The organism is Leptospiraceae bacterium (assembly GCA_024233835.1).
Classification (GTDB): Bacteria; Spirochaetota; Leptospiria; order Leptospirales; family Leptospiraceae; genus JACKPC01.
In genome coordinates this window covers 540,052-556,720 of the sequence record JACKPC010000002.1, presented here as the reverse complement: position 1 = coordinate 556,720, position 16,669 = coordinate 540,052, and the positions used below count along the sequence as shown (strand labels likewise).

Annotated in this window: 16 protein-coding genes; 10 read left to right on the top strand and 6 right to left on the bottom strand. The window is 35.3% G+C overall.

Annotated features, from left to right (window positions below; all coding sequences use genetic code 11):
• The first annotated feature begins 79 nt into the window (after positions 1-79).
• A complete protein-coding gene (serA, locus tag H7A25_11735) occupies positions 80-1,300 on the top strand; it encodes a phosphoglycerate dehydrogenase (GenBank protein MCP5500568.1) in 1,221 nt (406 codons plus the stop codon).
• Between the two features lie 9 nt (positions 1,301-1,309).
• A complete protein-coding gene (locus tag H7A25_11730) occupies positions 1,310-2,659 on the top strand; it encodes an O-antigen ligase family protein (GenBank protein ID MCP5500567.1) in 1,350 nt (449 codons plus the stop codon).
• A gap of 27 nt (positions 2,660-2,686) precedes the next feature.
• Here H7A25_11730 and H7A25_11725 read toward each other — a convergent pair whose 3' ends face one another.
• The 4 genes from H7A25_11725 to H7A25_11710 all read right to left on the bottom strand — a co-directional run bounded on the left by H7A25_11725 (position 2,687) and on the right by H7A25_11710 (position 6,926).
• Entirely contained in the window at positions 2,687-3,466 is a 780-nt protein-coding gene (locus tag H7A25_11725; protein ID MCP5500566.1) for a glycosyltransferase family 2 protein, read from the bottom strand.
• Between the two features lie 62 nt (positions 3,467-3,528).
• Positions 3,529-4,299 carry a slipin family protein gene (locus H7A25_11720; protein ID MCP5500565.1) on the bottom strand — a complete coding sequence of 257 codons (771 nt, stop codon included), beginning with the start codon at positions 4,297-4,299 and terminating at the stop codon, positions 3,529-3,531.
• A gap of 29 nt (positions 4,300-4,328) precedes the next feature.
• Positions 4,329-5,333, bottom strand: a complete 1,005-nt coding sequence (locus H7A25_11715) for an NAD(P)-dependent alcohol dehydrogenase (GenBank protein MCP5500564.1) — start codon at positions 5,331-5,333, stop codon at positions 4,329-4,331.
• A 66-nt stretch (positions 5,334-5,399) separates the two neighbouring features.
• Entirely contained in the window at positions 5,400-6,926 is a 1,527-nt protein-coding gene (locus H7A25_11710; GenBank protein MCP5500563.1) for a hypothetical protein, read from the bottom strand.
• A gap of 199 nt (positions 6,927-7,125) precedes the next feature.
• Here H7A25_11710 and H7A25_11705 point away from each other — a divergent pair, with 199 nt between their 5' ends.
• The 4 genes from H7A25_11705 to H7A25_11690 are packed head-to-tail and all read left to right on the top strand — an operon-like array spanning position 7,126 to position 11,489.
• Positions 7,126-8,058, top strand: coding sequence for an ATP-binding cassette domain-containing protein (locus tag H7A25_11705; protein MCP5500562.1), 933 nt, complete (start codon positions 7,126-7,128; stop codon positions 8,056-8,058).
• Positions 8,059-8,079: 21 nt separating this feature from the next.
• Positions 8,080-8,814 (top strand): ABC transporter permease subunit, encoded by a 735-nt coding sequence (locus H7A25_11700; protein ID MCP5500561.1) that lies wholly within the window; start codon positions 8,080-8,082, stop codon positions 8,812-8,814.
• Positions 8,815-10,497 carry a GldG family protein gene (locus H7A25_11695; protein MCP5500560.1) on the top strand — a complete coding sequence of 561 codons (1,683 nt, stop codon included), beginning with the start codon at positions 8,815-8,817 and terminating at the stop codon, positions 10,495-10,497.
• An 11-nt stretch (positions 10,498-10,508) separates the two neighbouring features.
• Positions 10,509-11,489 (top strand): DUF4340 domain-containing protein, encoded by a 981-nt coding sequence (locus H7A25_11690; protein ID MCP5500559.1) that lies wholly within the window; start codon positions 10,509-10,511, stop codon positions 11,487-11,489.
• A 59-nt stretch (positions 11,490-11,548) separates the two neighbouring features.
• On the opposite strand, the gene H7A25_11685 is transcribed toward H7A25_11690, so the two are convergent.
• Both H7A25_11685 and H7A25_11680 read right to left on the bottom strand, forming a co-directional pair.
• Complete coding sequence (locus H7A25_11685; protein ID MCP5500558.1) at positions 11,549-12,064, bottom strand: hypothetical protein; 516 nt, start codon at positions 12,062-12,064, stop codon at positions 11,549-11,551.
• Between the two features lie 44 nt (positions 12,065-12,108).
• Positions 12,109-12,588 (bottom strand): flavin reductase family protein, encoded by a 480-nt coding sequence (locus tag H7A25_11680; GenBank protein MCP5500557.1) that lies wholly within the window; start codon positions 12,586-12,588, stop codon positions 12,109-12,111.
• Between the two features lie 75 nt (positions 12,589-12,663).
• Between H7A25_11680 and H7A25_11675 the strand changes: the two genes are divergently transcribed.
• The 4 genes from H7A25_11675 to H7A25_11660 all read left to right on the top strand — a co-directional run bounded on the left by H7A25_11675 (position 12,664) and on the right by H7A25_11660 (position 16,666).
• Positions 12,664-13,311: a metallophosphoesterase family protein gene (locus tag H7A25_11675; GenBank protein ID MCP5500556.1), complete on the top strand. Its 648-nt coding sequence runs from the start codon at positions 12,664-12,666 to the stop codon at positions 13,309-13,311.
• Positions 13,312-13,479: 168 nt separating this feature from the next.
• The gene (locus H7A25_11670; protein ID MCP5500555.1) at positions 13,480-14,358 is read left to right on the top strand and encodes a hypothetical protein; all 879 of its coding nucleotides are present in this window, start codon (positions 13,480-13,482) and stop codon (positions 14,356-14,358) included.
• Between the two features lie 131 nt (positions 14,359-14,489).
• Positions 14,490-15,188: an rRNA pseudouridine synthase gene (locus H7A25_11665; protein ID MCP5500554.1), complete on the top strand. Its 699-nt coding sequence runs from the start codon at positions 14,490-14,492 to the stop codon at positions 15,186-15,188.
• 59 nt (positions 15,189-15,247) lie between these two features.
• Positions 15,248-16,666 (top strand): MBOAT family protein, encoded by a 1,419-nt coding sequence (locus H7A25_11660; GenBank protein ID MCP5500553.1) that lies wholly within the window; start codon positions 15,248-15,250, stop codon positions 16,664-16,666.
• Positions 16,667-16,669: the final 3 nt, after the last annotated feature.

The window sequence follows — 16,669 nt, the reverse complement described above, 5'->3', positions numbered from 1 at the left end:
TTTTTTTTCCTGTATCTTCCTCGCTGAAGGATGTAAAAAAGAGTTTAAGAAAGAATTAGCTGAGAATTACTGGAATATTATGGTTTCATTCCCAAAACATAAAATTAAGGTGCTGCTTTTAGAAAATGTACACAGCAATGCGATTTCACTTTTTGCAAATGATGGTTTTTCCGTTGAAACGCAAAAGGGAGCCTATAGCGAAGAAGATCTTTTAGCTGTAATTGAAGACATACATATCCTCGGCATTCGAAGTAAGACTCAGATAAGCAAGAAAGTTCTGGAAAAAGCCGGGAAACTTTTATCTATTGGTTGTTTTTGTATTGGGACGAACCAGGTAGAATTATCGGAAGCGCAACTAAGGGGAATTCCGGTATTTAATGCTCCTTATAGTAATACCCGGAGTGTTGCAGAACTGGTAATTGCAGAAATCATTATGCTGTCCAGAAAAGCCGGTGATCTGTCAATGGAGTGTCACGGAAAAAGATGGAGTAAGATTTCCAGCGGATGCCATGAGATCAGGGGAAAGGTTCTGGGTATAGTTGGCTACGGCCATATTGGTTCCCAGGTTTCAATTATGGCAGAGGCCCTTGGGATGAAAGTGATTTATTATGATATCCTGTCAAAATTGCCTCTGGGAAATGCAGGTGTTTGCCAGAGTTTTGAGGAATTATTAGAGAAATCCAATTTTGTTACTCTGCATGTTCCGGAAAATCCTGACACCCTTAATATGGTGACAAAAAAAGAATTGGACACTATGAAACAGGGTTCTTATCTTTTGAATCTATCGAGGGGTAGGGTAGTGGACTTAGATGCTCTCAAGGAAGCCCTTCGTTCAGGCCATATCGCTGGTGCTGCTGTTGATGTTTTCCCGGAGGAACCAAAAAACAATGGAGATTTATTTGAAACTCCTCTACAAAACCTTCCCAATGTGATTCTAACTCCTCATATCGGAGGAAGCACAGAAGAAGCCCAGGCGAATATAGGGACTGAGGTTGCGGATAAGCTTATAAAGTTTGTAAATAATGGTTCCACTTCTACTTCTGTAAATTTTCCAAATGTAGAACTTCCGCTCTTACGGGATAATTACCGTGTGCTGAATGTACATAAGAACCAGCCCGGTTTCCTACGTGATATAAACCATGTTGTGTCTGATGTAGGTGCTAACATCAATGCCCAGTATTTGAGTACTCTCGGAGAAATCGGCTATCTGATTATGGATGTTAACAAAGATTTGGGTGATAAGGTAAAAGAGGCTATAAGCCAGCACTCTTTTAGCATTAAAACCAGGATCTTATATTAGACCAGACGAATGTATTTACAAAAAATAATTCAATTTTTTCGAAGTGTAGAGGGTGGGGGTTCTTCTCCCGCTTTTTTATTTTGCTTGCAAGCAACGATTATAACCATACCGGTTTCAGTTTCAATAAGTCAGGCTTTTTTAAGTCTTTCCCTATTATTTTATTTCTTTCAGAAGGGGAAGAAAGAGGTTTTAAGATCTCCTCTCTTCTATGCAGGCCTGGGAGTTTTTATAGCCTATTTATTTTCTTACATTATTCATGAATTTAAACTACCTCATTTAAACCCGGCAAAAACTGAGTTAAAAGATTTTTTTCTTTTTAGTGGTTTTTTATGTATGTCAGTACTGAAAAAGGAAGAGTTTAAAAGAATTGAATCTGCTATTTTTATTTCTATCCTTGTGCTGGTTATAAGTGGTTTTATCTCTATTTTTTCTACCTATCGAATTTCTCGTTTGATTACCGCTTTATTTAAAATTGTACATACCTGGCCTTATGCCCATCACTATGGAGATGTTTTTCAGATTAGTATTTATCAACCTATAGGTCTTATGAATACACACCTTACCTATGGTGGTTTGCTTTTATTATATTTTCCTTATATATTTTTTCGATTTTTTAATGAAGCGAATCGGAAACTATTGGATAAGGCCAGTCTGCAAACTCTTCTTCTTTTAGTCTTGTTTGTTATTGTAATCCTTTTGAACAATGCTCGTTCTGCGATTATTGGAATTGGACTTGCTATATTCTTGGGGTTTTTAGATATAACCTTTATTCAAAATAAAATTCCGAAACGAAAGTTTTTTCTCTGGATGTTAAGTCCTCTTGTGACTCTGGGTCTTGTATTTTCTATTTTACTTTTAAATCCAACAACCGCAAAAGTGATTCGACCTCTTTTAGGTGCAGAAAAACATACAGATTCAGGAAGGACTTTTATCTGGAATTCCACCTTTCCCATGATTCAGAAAAATCCGGTTCTGGGTATTGGGCCGGGGCGTTATCTTGAGGAAATCGAAAAGGAAAGAAAGCTGCTCTCTGAAAACAACCGAGAACTTTTATACTTTTATGAAGTTACCCAGAGAGGTCATGCTCACAATGATTATTTGCATATAAGCGCTATTTCCGGATTTATGGGTTTTTTGGCTTATCTGATTTTTATAGGCTTTTCTTCTCATGCAATATATTCTTTAAAAGAATTCAAGGAATATTCTATATACTTTTATGGTCTTTTAGGGTTTTTTCTTTCGGGACTTTTTCAGTGTTATTTTCAGGATGATGAAGTGGTCATATTATTCTGGATGCTTATGGGTTTTCTTTCCAGGCTATTTGTGGAAGCAAGAAAACCCAAACTTTATAATATGTGAGTAGTTAGGATAAAAAATGGGTTCTGCTTATAGCCAGTTTCCATATCTCGGAATGTATTTTTCCGGTAATTCTTTCTTGAAAAACTTCTTTTTGCTTTTGAAAAAATTATATACGATGATATGTCTGAGGGCAGCCACACCGTCTTTCCAGGTAATCTTCTTCCCTTCCATATAGTTCCTGGGATAGTAGGAAATCGGAACTTCCGTCATCTTAATCTTAAGTCTTGCTATCTTGGCAGTAATTTCCGGTTCAAAACCGAAACGATTGGACTCAAGGTTGATGTTCTGAATGATGTCTGACTTAAAGAATTTATAACAGGTTTCCATATCGCTTAAATATAAGCCTGAGGATAGATTACTTAAGATGGTCAATAGTCTATTCACAAGATAATGAAAGGTTCTATGAACCTGCCTGTTTTCTTTTCGGAACCGGGAGCCGAATACTACATCAGCCTTACCTTTAATAAAAGGTTCTAAGAGTAGGGGAATCTCATCCATGTCGTATTCAAAATCAGCATCCTGTATTCCGATGATACTTCCCTGTGCTTCCTGAATTCCCCGCCGTAGGGCTGCACCTTTGCCCTGATTCCTTTCTTGCTGTAGAATTTTGTACTTTGATTGAAAGGAAAACTGACTTAAAATTTGAAAAGAAGAATCCTTAGAACAATCGTCAATAAATACCAATTCTTTTTCTATAGGAAGTTTAAGGGCATCTATCCTTGTAAGAAACTCCTGTAAATGTGTTTCCTCGTTATAAATGGGAATCACAAGAGAAACTAAATTATCTTGATTTAATGTTTCATTCATATATAAAGGTTCTTTAAAGATTATTTTAACAATCTATTTTCTGTAAAGAAGAAACTTGCTTCTTATTTGTTTTTTACTTCTTTTTTCGTATTTAAACTTTCACTTATGCTTTTAGCCATAGAGATAAATTCAGAAGGCATCATTAGAATGGTAGTGGTATTTTGTTCGGCTCCTACTTCTGTGACCATCTGCATACGACGAAGTTCAAGAGAAACCGGGTTTTGTTGAATTTCTCTTGCTGCTTCGGAGAGTTTTAGAGAGGCTTCTAATTCGCCTTCTGCTTTTATAATTCTGGCTCTCTTTTCTCTTACGGCTTCAGCTTCCTTGGCCATAGCTCTTTGCATATTGATAGGGATTTCTACATCTTTCATCTCAACCAGTTCAATTCGTAAACCCCAGGGTTCTGTTATCTGGTCTACAATTTCTCGGATAGAATTATTAATTTTTGTTCTATCTTTTAAAACCTCATCAAGAAGGTGCTGCCCTATTATATTCCGAAGGGCTGTAAGGGCAGCCTGATAAGAAGCATCTCGATAATTAGCCACCGTTATGATGGCTTTTTCAGGTTCTATAATTCTATAATACAAAACTGCATTAACTTTGATTGTAACGCTGTCTTTGGTTACTGTTTCTTGGGATTCAATATCTACCGTATTGGTTCTGATATCTACTTTTTCTTTTCTATCAATAAGAGGGATAATCCAGTAAAGCCCCGGACCTTTTACCCTGAGATATCTACCGAGTCTAAAGATTACTCCTCTTTCGTATTCAGAATCGATTCGAAACCCGGAAATTAGAAAAAGTATAATGATTAAAAGTATTGTATATTCCATATAAAACCTTTAAGATATATAAGAGTATATTAATGTGTTAATACGATTCGATAACGAGCCTTTCCGGAGCGTAATCTTTCTAAAGCCTTATTAACTTCTGAAAATTTATATTCTTCTGTAATTGCTTCTATTTTATGCCTGGCACAAAACTCTAGCATTTTTCGAATCATATAAGGAGAACCTACCGGGCTTCCCGAAACAGACTTAGAGCCTGAAATTAAAGAGAATGCGGGAATACTTAAAGGTGTTAATACGGCACCCACAACGTGAAGTTTTCCTTTGGGTTTTAGACAGGAAAGATATAAGGACCAGTCGAGGCTGACATTCACAGTTGAGATTATGAAATCTAAAGATGAGGAATGCTTTTGTAAAGCATTTGGATCTGTGGAATTTACAAATCTGTGTGCTCCCAGTTTTTTGGCTTCGATTTCTTTTTCAGGACTACTGGAAAAGACAGTTACTTCACAACCCCAGGCTTTTAAAAACAGAATGGCAAGGTGACCGAGCCCTCCCATTCCGATAACTCCAACCCTATCAATAGGCTTTATATTGTTCTGAAGTATCGGGGCAAATACGGTGATTCCTCCGCAGAATAAGGGACCCGTTGCATTCGGGTTTAAACCTTCCGGTATTTTAACTAACCACTCTGCACGAGAACGCACTCTATCAGCGAAACCTCCGTGTCTGCCTACTATCGTTTGTTCAGCCTTATTACAGAGGTTATGATCTCCCGACATGCAGGAATCGCAACTCATGCAGGAACCGGACATCCAACCGAGACCGACTTTATCGCCGACTTTTAAATCCTGCACATTGTTCCCGATTTCTAAAATAGTTCCTATCACTTCGTGTCCCGGAACGAATGGGTATTGTGTCATTCCCCAGTCATTATCAAGCATACTTAAATCGCTGTGACAGATACCACAGGACTCAACTTTAATGTCCACTTCGTCAGAGCTTAGAAGACCCGCTTCGTATTCGAAGGGTACTAATTCTGATTTTGCATTGTGTGCTGCATAGGCTTTTACTTTCATAAGTTTTCCATAATATTTAAACGTTTTATTTTGAATATTTAAAAAAAATACTGTCGATTAATTATTCTACTTACTAATTACTTTTTCCAGACTAAATGTATAGGCATTTATCAGGGTTTGAAAAGACTTTTTCGGAATCGAAAATTCTTTTGTAAAAGTCTCTACAATCTTCTTTTCCAGTTCAGGAGAAGAGAATGATAAGGTTTTATTATTGTTTATAGAAAAGCTCGAAAACAGGCTATTTAATTGAAAAAAAGTGATCTGTTTATATTTATTTTGCTTTAGTAAAGTTATTAGGGAATTGATATCTTCTTCCTTCTTAATGTAAAGTATGGGTCTTTTTAAAAATTCCAGACCGGAGGGGTGTAGCAGTTTATCGCTTGTAAATATCCAGACCGGACTATGTGTACTAAGATAGAAAGTCTTTATTTCTTTATTTTTCTGGGATAAGGTAATATTCATATTTAGATATTTCTTAGATATTGTTACTGAATAAAGACTTAAGAGGATTACAATTATAAAAGCAAATTTTTTATTAAGGGGGAACTGGAGATCATAAAGTTTCTTTATATACAATATGAAGAGCAATATGAGGCCTGATACATATCGAGAGCCCCAATCTATATTGGAATCATTAGGAGAGAAAAGGGAAATTGATATAAGAGATGTTATGATACTAAAAAAAAGAATTTTAAGAGAATTGTCAGGTAACTTTATATCTTTTCTAAAAAAAATAAAAGGTGGGATTACAAGAATCAACAAGAAAATTGGTGTATACATGAATAAGCCTACTCGCATATTTCCATAAAATAATAAAGATTGTATAATGTTCCATCGCTCAATCAAAGAAGTTGTATTAAAAATTCCGGATTTATTAGAAATAATACGGGTTCCAAGAATATTATTATATAGTAGATAGTTAATTGTTAGAAAACTGAATACCGGGAGAAGAAAAAAAATAGAAGTAGATACAAGCTTTAGCTTATTCGAATTATATAGTGTATAAAAGAACAGAATAGGACCTGAGATAAGAATAAATTCGGGACGGAAAAAAATTGGAAGTCCCAATAAAAATGCATATACATTTTTCATAAAGTTCTTCTCTTGAGTAAATAAAAAACTTAAACCAAAGGCAAGAAAAAAAAAGGATATAGCATAACCAAAAAAACTGATTGAATGTATAAATGCAGGAGTGCATAGAATCATAAAAGACACAAGTATGGGATGAAGGTTCCACTTAATATAAAGGTAGGTTAGAGAGATTATAAATAAAAATGTAGAAACCCATTGTATCATTTCCGGGAATGAAAGTTTTATGATTGCAGCCATTAAGAATGTTTGAAAAATAGGAAATGGGCCCAGTAATTTATCTGAAATAAAAAAAGAACCGGGAGTTAAAAATTGACAATGGTTAAAAACACTTAAATTTTTACAGTGAATCACCTCAGATAGAAAATTATTCTCAATGATAGAATTTGCCTGGATGAGTTTTATAAAGGTATCTGAAACAAACATATTCTCCGGATCTAATTTGAAAGTAAAAAATAGAAGTAATGTAGAATAAATGAATATAATAAATATCTTTAATTTCATGTAGTATCCTAAAAGGGAGTAATCAGACTATGAATTTAAAAGTCCGGTTTCGAAATGAAAATTTCCTACTGATCAAATGTATCTTTTGAATAAGCTTGTTTAATGTAAAGTAGAAACCTATCAGTTTTAATTGTTTTTTTACTTTTTCTATTCGACAAAATGTCCTTAAAATATTATTTGGTCAAAAATTAAAGGGAGGATGAAAGAAATTATGCTCAAGGTAGAAAATTTGAGCCGGTCTTTCGGAGAGAAAAAAGCCGTCGATAATATATCATTTTCTGTTCGTCCCGGTGTAATTACCGGCCTTTTAGGCCCAAATGGTGCCGGAAAAACTACAACCATGCGTCTAATTACCGGTTATCTCGAACCGAGTTCCGGTTTTGTTTATTTCGGCGGAAACCTTCTTTCCGATGATATGAATGCAATTCAAAAAAAGCTGGGTTATCTTCCGGAATCTGCGCCACTTTATCCGGAGATGAAAGTATCGGAATATCTCGAGTATATGGCAGCAATACGAGCCGTTCCTAAAGAAAAAAGAAAAGGACAAATTGAAGAAATGGTTTCAGTTTGTGAACTGGAGTCAAAAATTGATTCACCTGTCTCTTTTTTATCCAAAGGTTTTAAACAAAGGCTTGCACTGGCCGGTACCCTGGTACATGATCCGGAAGTAATTATTTTAGATGAGCCGACTACAGGGCTCGATCCGAACCAGATTTCACAAATCCGGAATTTAATTAAAAAATTAGGGAAATCCAAGACTCTGATTCTATCTACACATATTTTAAAAGAAGTTGAAGATGTTTGTGATGAAGTGATTATTATTAATAACGGAAAAATAGTCGCGAATTCAAGTGTTAAAAGTCTATATGGAGAAACCAAAGTTCTCGTTACTGTAAATACGGGTATAGATAATCTTCGCAAACACTTTACGGGTGATGAGTTTATTGACATCGAATTTTATAGTGGTTATGAGCATTCAGATGACACCTATAAATCATTCTTGATAAGTTTGAAGGATGATAAACCGGAATTAGTCTTTTATCAATTGAGTAAAGCAAATTTCATGGTAAAAGAAATTCGGCTATTTAAGCGTTCTCTGGAATCGATTTTTTCCGATCTCACAAGAAACTAAATCAAGCAGAACTCGCGAGGCATGCTTATGTTTGAAAATATAAAAATTATATTCAAAAAAGAAACAGGAACCTATTTTAATACACCTATTGGCTACATTTTTAGTGCATTTTTCTTGCTTCTTATCAGCTTTTTATTTTTTTACGGTCTGGGAGGAAACTCTTTCTGGGATATGAAAATTGCCAGTATGGAGCAGTATTTTCTCTGGATACCCATTATGTTTATTATTTTTATTCCGGCAATTACTATGCGGCTCTGGTCGGAAGAAGTAAGATCCGGAACGATTGAAGTTTTGATGACATTACCGGTAAACGATTACGAAATCATTATTGGCAAATTTCTATCCGCCTGGGCATTTCTCATTTTCACGATTTCCGGAAGCCTTCTCGTTCCTATAACTATATGGTTTATTGGAGATATTGATTTCGGTCTCGTGTTTTCGGGATATGTGGGAACTATTTTATTAGGTGGAGCTTATGTAAGTATGGGTTTGCTTATATCCAGTCTTACAAGAGATCAGATCACAGCTTTTGTATTAACCTTACTTGCCAGTTTGCTTATATTTTTAATGGGTTATCAACCTATACTGCAATTTTTTGGTAAAACTATCGGTAGCTTCTTGGCATTTTTAGCCCTTTCTCATCATTTTGAAGCTTTTCGTCTGGGTATATTTGATCCGAGAAATTTTCTATTTTTCTTTAGCTTTATATTCTCAATGTTATACTTGAATGTTTTTGTAATAAGGGGGAAAAGATAAATGGAACTTTTTAAACGGCTCAATAAAAATAGGGTATACATTCTTTCCCAGGTATTACTCTTATTTCTTCTATTGAATTATTTATTTTCAAACCTCAATTGTCGTAAAGACATGTCTCGTTTTAATCGCTTTGAATTAACTCGAAGCACAGAAAGTATACTCAAGAATCTTCCGGAGAAATTGTATATCAACGCTTATTTTTCTTCGGATATACCGAGTGAGTATAAACCCCGGATTAACCTTGTAAAGGAAATCATTAAAGAAATCGCAGATGTGAATAGAAAAAAAGTAGAGCTTCGTTTCTATGATCCGGATAGCGGGGAGGAAGACAGGAAAAAAGCAAAAGAAGCCGGTATTCGCCCATTAACTATACAGAAAATAGAAAGAGGCTCTGCCCAGTTGAAGAATGATTCTTTTTTCGGTCTAACTCTTACGGTGGGTTCTAAAACGGAAACCTTACCTGTAGTTCCGGAAGCAGAGAAAGTAGAGTATCAGATCTTATCGACTCTGAAAAAAATGTTCCGGAAGACGAATAATTCGGCAGTAGCGATTATTAAAGCACCGGGTGCTATGACAAGTCCTCCTATACAGCAGGGAGCTATAAACAAAGATACTTTTAGCTTATTTTTCCAAAGAGCTTATGAGCCGGAAAATGGAAAAGTTACAGAAGTGAAGATTAATGAGGATGTTGTTCCTGAGGAGATTACAACCCTGATACTTTCCGGAGATCCCGGTCTATCTGAGGAAGGTAAATTTGCGATTGATCAGTTCCTTTTAAGGGGAGGGAATCTTATTATTTTTCCAAAAATGATGGATTTTACTCTTGAAGACAGACAAAACCCTTATGCAGCTATGATGCAAAGGCAACAACCGGGACTGGCAAGGACATCTCCTGAAGCAGCAAAGCTTAATACTTTTTTTGAAAAGTATGGATTTAAAATAAATACAGATATGGTAATGGAACCGGAAAATTCTATGCCCCTAGGTCCTCTTGTCCAGGTAGAACCCGGTGTTATCGGTCGTTATCATTATCCATTGTGGTTAATTGTGGATAATAATGAAGGAATTAATTCGGAGCATATTCTCACAAAAGAAACCAAAGGTTTACTCGTTCCCTGGACTTCTACTATAGAGAAGTTTGAGACAAAACAAAAAGGAATGAAGTTTACCAGTCTTATGGAAAGTACAGTCAAAGCAGATATACGTAAGGATTTTGTAATGGTTGGAGAAAAGCAGGTTTTTTCACAAGAGATTAAGCCTAAAGGAACCAAATTTACGCTTAGCTTACTGCTGGAAGGAGAACTTCAATCTTCCTTTACAAAAGATAGCATACCGACAAAATATAAAGACAACAGTTTCTTAGAAAAAACACCTACAGGAAAGAAAACAAAGATTCTTGTTTTTGGTTCTCCTTATATAATCTCAGACGTGCTTGCTATGAATAGAGAAACTGCAGAAGTGTTTAGTGATAATAATGTTCCATTTTTTTTAAATGTTATCGATGTCCTTTCAGGAGATACCGATCTCTTAGCTGCGAGAACCAAACAGTCAGGTATACTAAAATTAAAGCCTTTTCCTAAGAATGTTGAGATTTTATTTAGTATCTTGAATGTATTTTTAGTACCTATTATATTGAGTGTATACGCATTTTTTAGAATTAAAAAAAGAAATAGGAGTGTATAAGAGGTAGTAGGATGGATAAACTAAAAACATTTCTTTTCGAGAATCGAGCCTTTAGCCTGAGTCTTTTAAATCTCGTGCTGGTTCTTTTTATTTTTTTTGTGAATGATCCGTTTTCTCTTTTTGTACAAACTTATGAAAAAGCAGAACCCTTTTTTAAAGTAAAGGCTGCGTCCATAGAAAGTATTAAAATTGAAAAAGCTGATGAAGAGATAAAATTGTTTACCCTACAGAAGAAAGGATCTACCTGGCTTGTTGAGGTAAATTCAAAAACTTTACTGGCTAATGGAACGAGAGCAGAAGCGCTTGTAGATTCGCTTCTGAAAGCCAGAAAATTTACTGAAGTGAGCTCTTCTAAAGAAAAAGCATCTGAATATGGTTTTAATTCCGGTTCTATAAAAATTACAGTAAATACGAACAATACCCTACATTTGGGCTCTGTTAAAACAGGTTCGAATTTTACCCATGTAAAGCAGAATGAAAGTGATAGAATTTTTCTTGTTGAGGATAATCTAAAATCGATTGCAGGTCGAGGAAAGTTTGATTTTTTCTTGGATAAGAATCTTTCTCCTGCCGGTACTAAAAATGAAGAAATCAATAAAATTATTTTTCGACAGGAAGGGAAGAAAGGTGTTTCCTATAAACTTGAACTTTCAGATAAAAATTGGAAATTACTTCTCCCAAAAACAGGAGAGATTCCTTCATCAGAAATGACTGCTATCTTAAGCCGTATTTCCGGTCTGGAAGCAGATTCTATTGAATTAAATGATGATTATAAAGCTAATTTGGATGAAACCTTTAAAGCAAGTTTACAATATTCTATAAAGAAGGAAAAAACAGGTTCTATGATGCTTTCTTTCTCTATATTAGGAAAGCACAAAAAAGAAAATCATTTTTACGTTCAAAAAGAAGGTTCGGATACAGTATACCGGCTGAGCGAATTCAAATGTAAGTACTTTTACGAATTGCAACCCGAAGAGAAGATTAAAAAATAAGCTATATATCTTGCGAAAGCGAACCATTAGGGGTTCGCTTTTTTGTGGATAAATGTTTGTTATTTACAACCTTCTTGAACTCTAATATTCACTGAAATATTTCCAAGCCATTTGTAAGGAATTAATTTTTTCTTATCGTTGTAAATTGCGGTAACACTGGTATTCATGATGATTTGCTTTTTTTTGTTGTTTGTACAATTTTTTGAAGAATACATTATGATAGGTTTTTTATCTGTGGATTCTTCATTCTTTTTGTATTTTTTAACATTTTCGAATATATTAACACCGAGGATTGGGTTTCCTTTATAGAATTGAAATAATTTTTTAAAAGTTTCTGAAGTTGTTCTGGAATGGAAACTGTAAGAAATTTCTCCATCTTCTTTATCGTATATTACTTTATCAATAGTCTTGTATTGTTTTTGCGGATCTGTATAAATAAAAATAGGATAAGAAATCCCTGAAATATTCACAGATTCAGACTGAATCGATATAAAAGTTAAATCAAGTTTATTTTCCTCGGAAAAAAGAGGAATGCTCAAGAAAAATGCGATTAATAAAAGTATAAACCTGTACATATTTAAAAAATATTATACAGGTAAATTAATTCAATCAGAAAAAATTAGATTTTATAATAAGCCCGATTATAATAAAGGAGGGGTCTTTTGGTTGGATCGGTATCTGTATACAGTGCACGGCCGACTATTATAGAATGGTCTCCACCATCATATACAGATTCGAGTGAACAGTCCATGATAGCCAGGCAGGACCTGAGTAAAGGAGAACCGGTTTCTTTTACTGTATACCCTACTTTTTTAACCAACTCATGTTTGTTTTCTTTAGAACTTGCAAATTTATTAGACACATCTTCACCATCTGCTGAAAGAATATTTACAGCGAAGGATTTTGTTTCTAAAATTTTTTCATGACTGATGGCAGATTTGTTTAAATTGAAAAGAATCAGGGGAGGCTCTAAGGAAAGAGAAGCAAAACTACTTACAGTAAGTCCACCCATTTCTTCACCTGCCTTATAGGTAATCACGGTTACACCGGAAGCGAAAGCTGATAGAGCTTTTTTGAAATCTTCGTTACTTATTGACATATATCCAATATCATAGTCCAAGTTTTAAATTCGAGTCTTTTTTTTAATGATCGAGATTTGATGCCAGAGGTTGTGATGAAAAAGGATGTACTAAATCATTTTGGAATTATTGGTGATGTTCACGCAGAAGATAAATTTTTACAAATTGCTTTAGATAGATTATTTTCTCAAAATGTTAGAACTATACTTTGCACAGGAGATATTTGTGACGGTTCGGGAGATGCAAATCTTTGTTGCGATATTTTAAAAAGGAGAAGGGTAGATACAGTTTCAGGCAACCATGATCGCTGGGCTTTAGAACAGGAAATGCGTTCCTTGCCTGAAACTACAAGAGATCTGAGTCTTGATTCCATGGAATATCTAAAATCATTACCTAAAACAAGGGAATACAGTTCGAATTTTGGAAGAATATTGTTATGTCATGGTATAAATCAGAACGATATGGTAAAAATTAATCCGGATGATTATGGTTATGCCCTTGAAGCCAATTCCGATTTACAGGATTTAATACAGAAAAATGAGTATTCTATTGTTATTAACGGACATTCACATAAAAGAATGGTGAGAAAAATAAATCAAATTGTGATTATAAATTCCGGAACTTTATATAGAAACCATAATCCCTGTTTTGTCGAGGTGGATTTAAAAAAGAATGTTATCACCTTTTATTTGTTAGATAGTTTAGGGAATGTAGTAAATGAAGAAAAATCTGAAATTTTATAATTCAGGAATGCCCTTTTTATAGTATTAGAAATGATAAAATACTTTTCTCAGGTGGGTTTTTTATTTTGGAGAAGCATTTTTCTATTGTAATATAGATCTATGCAAAAAAGGCTGACCAAAACAATAATAAGGAATATCCCCGTGAGGGGACAATATTAATATTTATGGGTGAACACAGAAGTAGAAAACCAGCTTTCGGAAAAAAAAATTTTAAGAGGGATTTCTCTGAAAACAAGAATTGGAAAGAGAAATCTTCTCGAGATGAAGAAGGTTTTCATAAAAAAGATGAATTCCACCGGGATGGTGAATTCAGAAAAGAAGCAGGATTTAAGAAGAACAATGATTCTCGCCGAGAAGGCGGTTTTCGTGGAAGAAGAGAAGACGGAGGTAGCCGGGAAGGTGGTTTCCGTGGCAGAAGAGAAGACGGAGGTCGTCGAGAAGGCGGTTTCCGTGGCAGAAGAGAAGATGGAGGTAGCCGGGAAGGTGGTTTCCGTGGAAGAAGAGAAGATGGAGGTAGCCGGGAAGGTGGTTTCCGTGGCAGAAGAGAAGACGGAGGTCGTCGGGAAGGTGGTTTCCGTGGCAGAAGAGAAGAGGGAGGTCGTCGGGAAGGTGGTTTCCGTGGCAGAAGAGAAGATGGAGGTAACCGAGAAGGTGGTTTCCGTGGCAGAAGAGAAGACGGAGGTAGCCGGGAAGGTGGTTTCCGTGGCAGAAGAGAAGATGGAGGTAGCCGGGAAGGTGGTTTCCGTGGCAGAAGAGAAGATGGAGGTCGTCGAGAAGGTGGTTTCCGTGGCAGAAGAGAAGATGGAGGTAACCGAGAAGGTGGTTTCCGTGGCAGAAGAGAAGATGGAGGTCGTCGAGAAGGTGGTTTCCGTGGCAGAAGAGAAGATGGAGGTAGCCGAGAAGGCGGTTATCGAAATCGCGATAGGGAAGAAAAGAATTTTAAAGTTTATAAGAATGCCATCGAAAACTTCAAAAGTAATTTTAAGGATGAACCAGCAGGTCCTAAGAAGTCCACAGAAAAGAAAAAAATTCGCATCAAGCCTTTAGATGAGTTTGAAGAAAATAAAAATCAGGAAAAAGAAGGACGCTGGAAGCTGTTAAATGAACTGGAAGGAGAACGAAACGGACTGTTAGCCGAATCCCGGTCTACGGAAGAGGGTGATGATGAGTTAAAGCCCATGAGAATTAATCGGTATTTGGCTCGTTGTGGATATGGAGCGAGAAGAAATGTTGAAGAATTTATTACTTCCGGACGCATTAGTGTGAACGGACAGGTAGTTACAGATTTCTCCACACGTATAAACCCGGAAGATGAGGTTAAGTTTGATGACATGCTAGTAAAACCCATCCTTAAAGATCAGGTGCTAATTCTAAATAAGCCTGTAGGTTATCTTTGTTCACATATGGATGTTCACCACGAGAAAACAGTTTTGAATTTACTTCCTGAACATTTTCGCAGGTTGAATATTGCCGGAAGGTTAGATCTGAATTCAAGAGGTCTGATGATCTTCTCCTCTGATGGTGATTTTATCTATAAACTTACCCATCCTTCTTACCATGTTGAGAAAGAGTATCGTTTAAAAATTTCTCCCTGTCCGGAAGAATCTTTCCTGGTTTCAACCTTTTTGAGAGGCGTTGAAGAGGGGGGAGACTTTTTAAGGGCTAAAAAGGTGGTAATTGAGAATGTTGAAGAAGGGATAGTTCTTGTTACTCTTCAGGAAGGAAAAAAAAGGCAATTACACAGAATGTTTGAAGTAATTGGTTCTGATGTTTTGGATCTCCAGAGGATTCGAATTGGAAATTTGAAATTAGAAGACCTTGACCTGAAAGAGGGAGAATATAAAGAAGTATCCAAGGAAGAGATCCTTTCTTATTAGATAGTGGTTAACTCACGTGGTGACAGAATCTTTTGTTTACCACGTGAAAAGGATTTGATTTGAGTTTTGTAAATTTCTCGTTTGTTCTTTTTTTTCTCTTATTCTATTTGGTTTATTGGAATACTCCGATTCGATTTCGAAGGCATTTATTATTTATAGGATCGAGTTTTTTTTATGCTTCATTTAGTGTTAACTTCTTATTTCACTTATATTTCGTTATTCTTATAAACTATTACCTGCAAAAAAAGTTTTATAATTCAAAAAACTTTCTCTTGTATAGTGTTGGTTTTAACCTGGTTAATCTTGGGCTTTTTAAATATTTTTATTTTTTTATGGAACTGATAGGGACTGTAAGTGGAATTGAAATATTAAGCCAGAAAACATCCCTTAACCAGTATTTTTCCAGTTTATTACATATAAAATCTTTTGAAATTATTCTTCCCCTTACTATTAGTTATTATTCGTTTCAATTAATTTCTCTTGCAGTTGATCTTAAAAAAGGTAAAATCGAAGAGAGACCCGGACTATATGAATATTTTAGTTATATTCTCTTTTTCCCTATTATGATAGCCGGACCGATTTTGCGTTATACTGAAATTCGTAAGCAATTGGATGAACCTGTATTTATCAAGGAAAATATGTTTAATGGAATCTGGCTTGTCCTTTCCGGTATATTAAAGAAAATCATTCTTTCAGGGACGGTGGCTTCCATTATTTATCCTGTTTTTGCAAAACCCAATGAATATTCAGGAATAGCTTTACTTCTAACTTCCTATGCATTTGCTGTTCATCTATACCTGGATTTTTCGGGTCTTACTGATATGGCAAGGGGTATGGCTAAGTTATTGGGCTTCAATTTGCCTGAAAACTTTAAAGCCCCATTTTTTATGACCGGTTTTGGAGATTTTTGGCGTAGATGGCATCTTACTTTTTCTTTTTGGATTCGTGATTATATTTATATTCCTCTGGGTGGTTCACGATGTTCTGAATGGAGAAATGTATATAATCTCGTAGTGACTTTTACTCTGGGAGGACTCTGGCACGGTGCTAATGTGAATTATGTATTCTGGGGACTTTTAACTGGTATACTTATTAGCATTGAACGGTTTTTTAACGATAAAGGATTTCGTTTATTTCCATCTATTCCGTATGTAAAACCTATAGTTTCTTATCTATTTTTTTTGAATGCCTATATGGTGACCTGGGTTATGTTTTTTACCCGGGATCTGAAAACAGCTTTTGCAGTTCTTCGAAATATATTTACTTTTTCTCAGGGTCGGAATCTACTTAACGTAGAAACTATTTTATACATAATGCTTTTTACATTTTTCTTTCATGCTATTCAGGAATGGCCGGCCTGGTTTCAGAAATTTAGAAAGAAAGAAATCTTTGTATTACCTATTTTATCACTCATTATCATTTTAATTCTAATTTCCAATCAGAGTGGAAATATGGATTTTTTTTACTCCAAGTTTTAAGGT

What these genes read in the sequence shown, in the direction of transcription:
- serA (MCP5500568.1), top strand. Translation starts at nt 80, where the DNA reads ATGGTTTCATTCCCAAAACATAAAATTAAGGTGCTGCTTTTAGAAAAT.
- H7A25_11730 (MCP5500567.1), top strand. Translation starts at nt 1,310, where the DNA reads ATGTATTTACAAAAAATAATTCAATTTTTTCGAAGTGTAGAGGGTGGG.
- H7A25_11725 (MCP5500566.1), bottom strand. Translation starts at nt 3,466, where the DNA reads ATGAATGAAACATTAAATCAAGATAATTTAGTTTCTCTTGTGATTCCC.
- H7A25_11720 (MCP5500565.1), bottom strand. Translation starts at nt 4,299, where the DNA reads ATGGAATATACAATACTTTTAATCATTATACTTTTTCTAATTTCCGGG.
- H7A25_11715 (MCP5500564.1), bottom strand. Translation starts at nt 5,333, where the DNA reads ATGAAAGTAAAAGCCTATGCAGCACACAATGCAAAATCAGAATTAGTA.
- H7A25_11710 (MCP5500563.1), bottom strand. Translation starts at nt 6,926, where the DNA reads ATGAAATTAAAGATATTTATTATATTCATTTATTCTACATTACTTCTA.
- H7A25_11705 (MCP5500562.1), top strand. Translation starts at nt 7,126, where the DNA reads ATGAAAGAAATTATGCTCAAGGTAGAAAATTTGAGCCGGTCTTTCGGA.
- H7A25_11700 (MCP5500561.1), top strand. Translation starts at nt 8,080, where the DNA reads ATGCTTATGTTTGAAAATATAAAAATTATATTCAAAAAAGAAACAGGA.
- H7A25_11695 (MCP5500560.1), top strand. Translation starts at nt 8,815, where the DNA reads ATGGAACTTTTTAAACGGCTCAATAAAAATAGGGTATACATTCTTTCC.
- H7A25_11690 (MCP5500559.1), top strand. Translation starts at nt 10,509, where the DNA reads ATGGATAAACTAAAAACATTTCTTTTCGAGAATCGAGCCTTTAGCCTG.
- H7A25_11685 (MCP5500558.1), bottom strand. Translation starts at nt 12,064, where the DNA reads ATGTACAGGTTTATACTTTTATTAATCGCATTTTTCTTGAGCATTCCT.
- H7A25_11680 (MCP5500557.1), bottom strand. Translation starts at nt 12,588, where the DNA reads ATGTCAATAAGTAACGAAGATTTCAAAAAAGCTCTATCAGCTTTCGCT.
- H7A25_11675 (MCP5500556.1), top strand. Translation starts at nt 12,664, where the DNA reads ATGAAAAAGGATGTACTAAATCATTTTGGAATTATTGGTGATGTTCAC.
- H7A25_11665 (MCP5500554.1), top strand. Translation starts at nt 14,490, where the DNA reads ATGAGAATTAATCGGTATTTGGCTCGTTGTGGATATGGAGCGAGAAGA.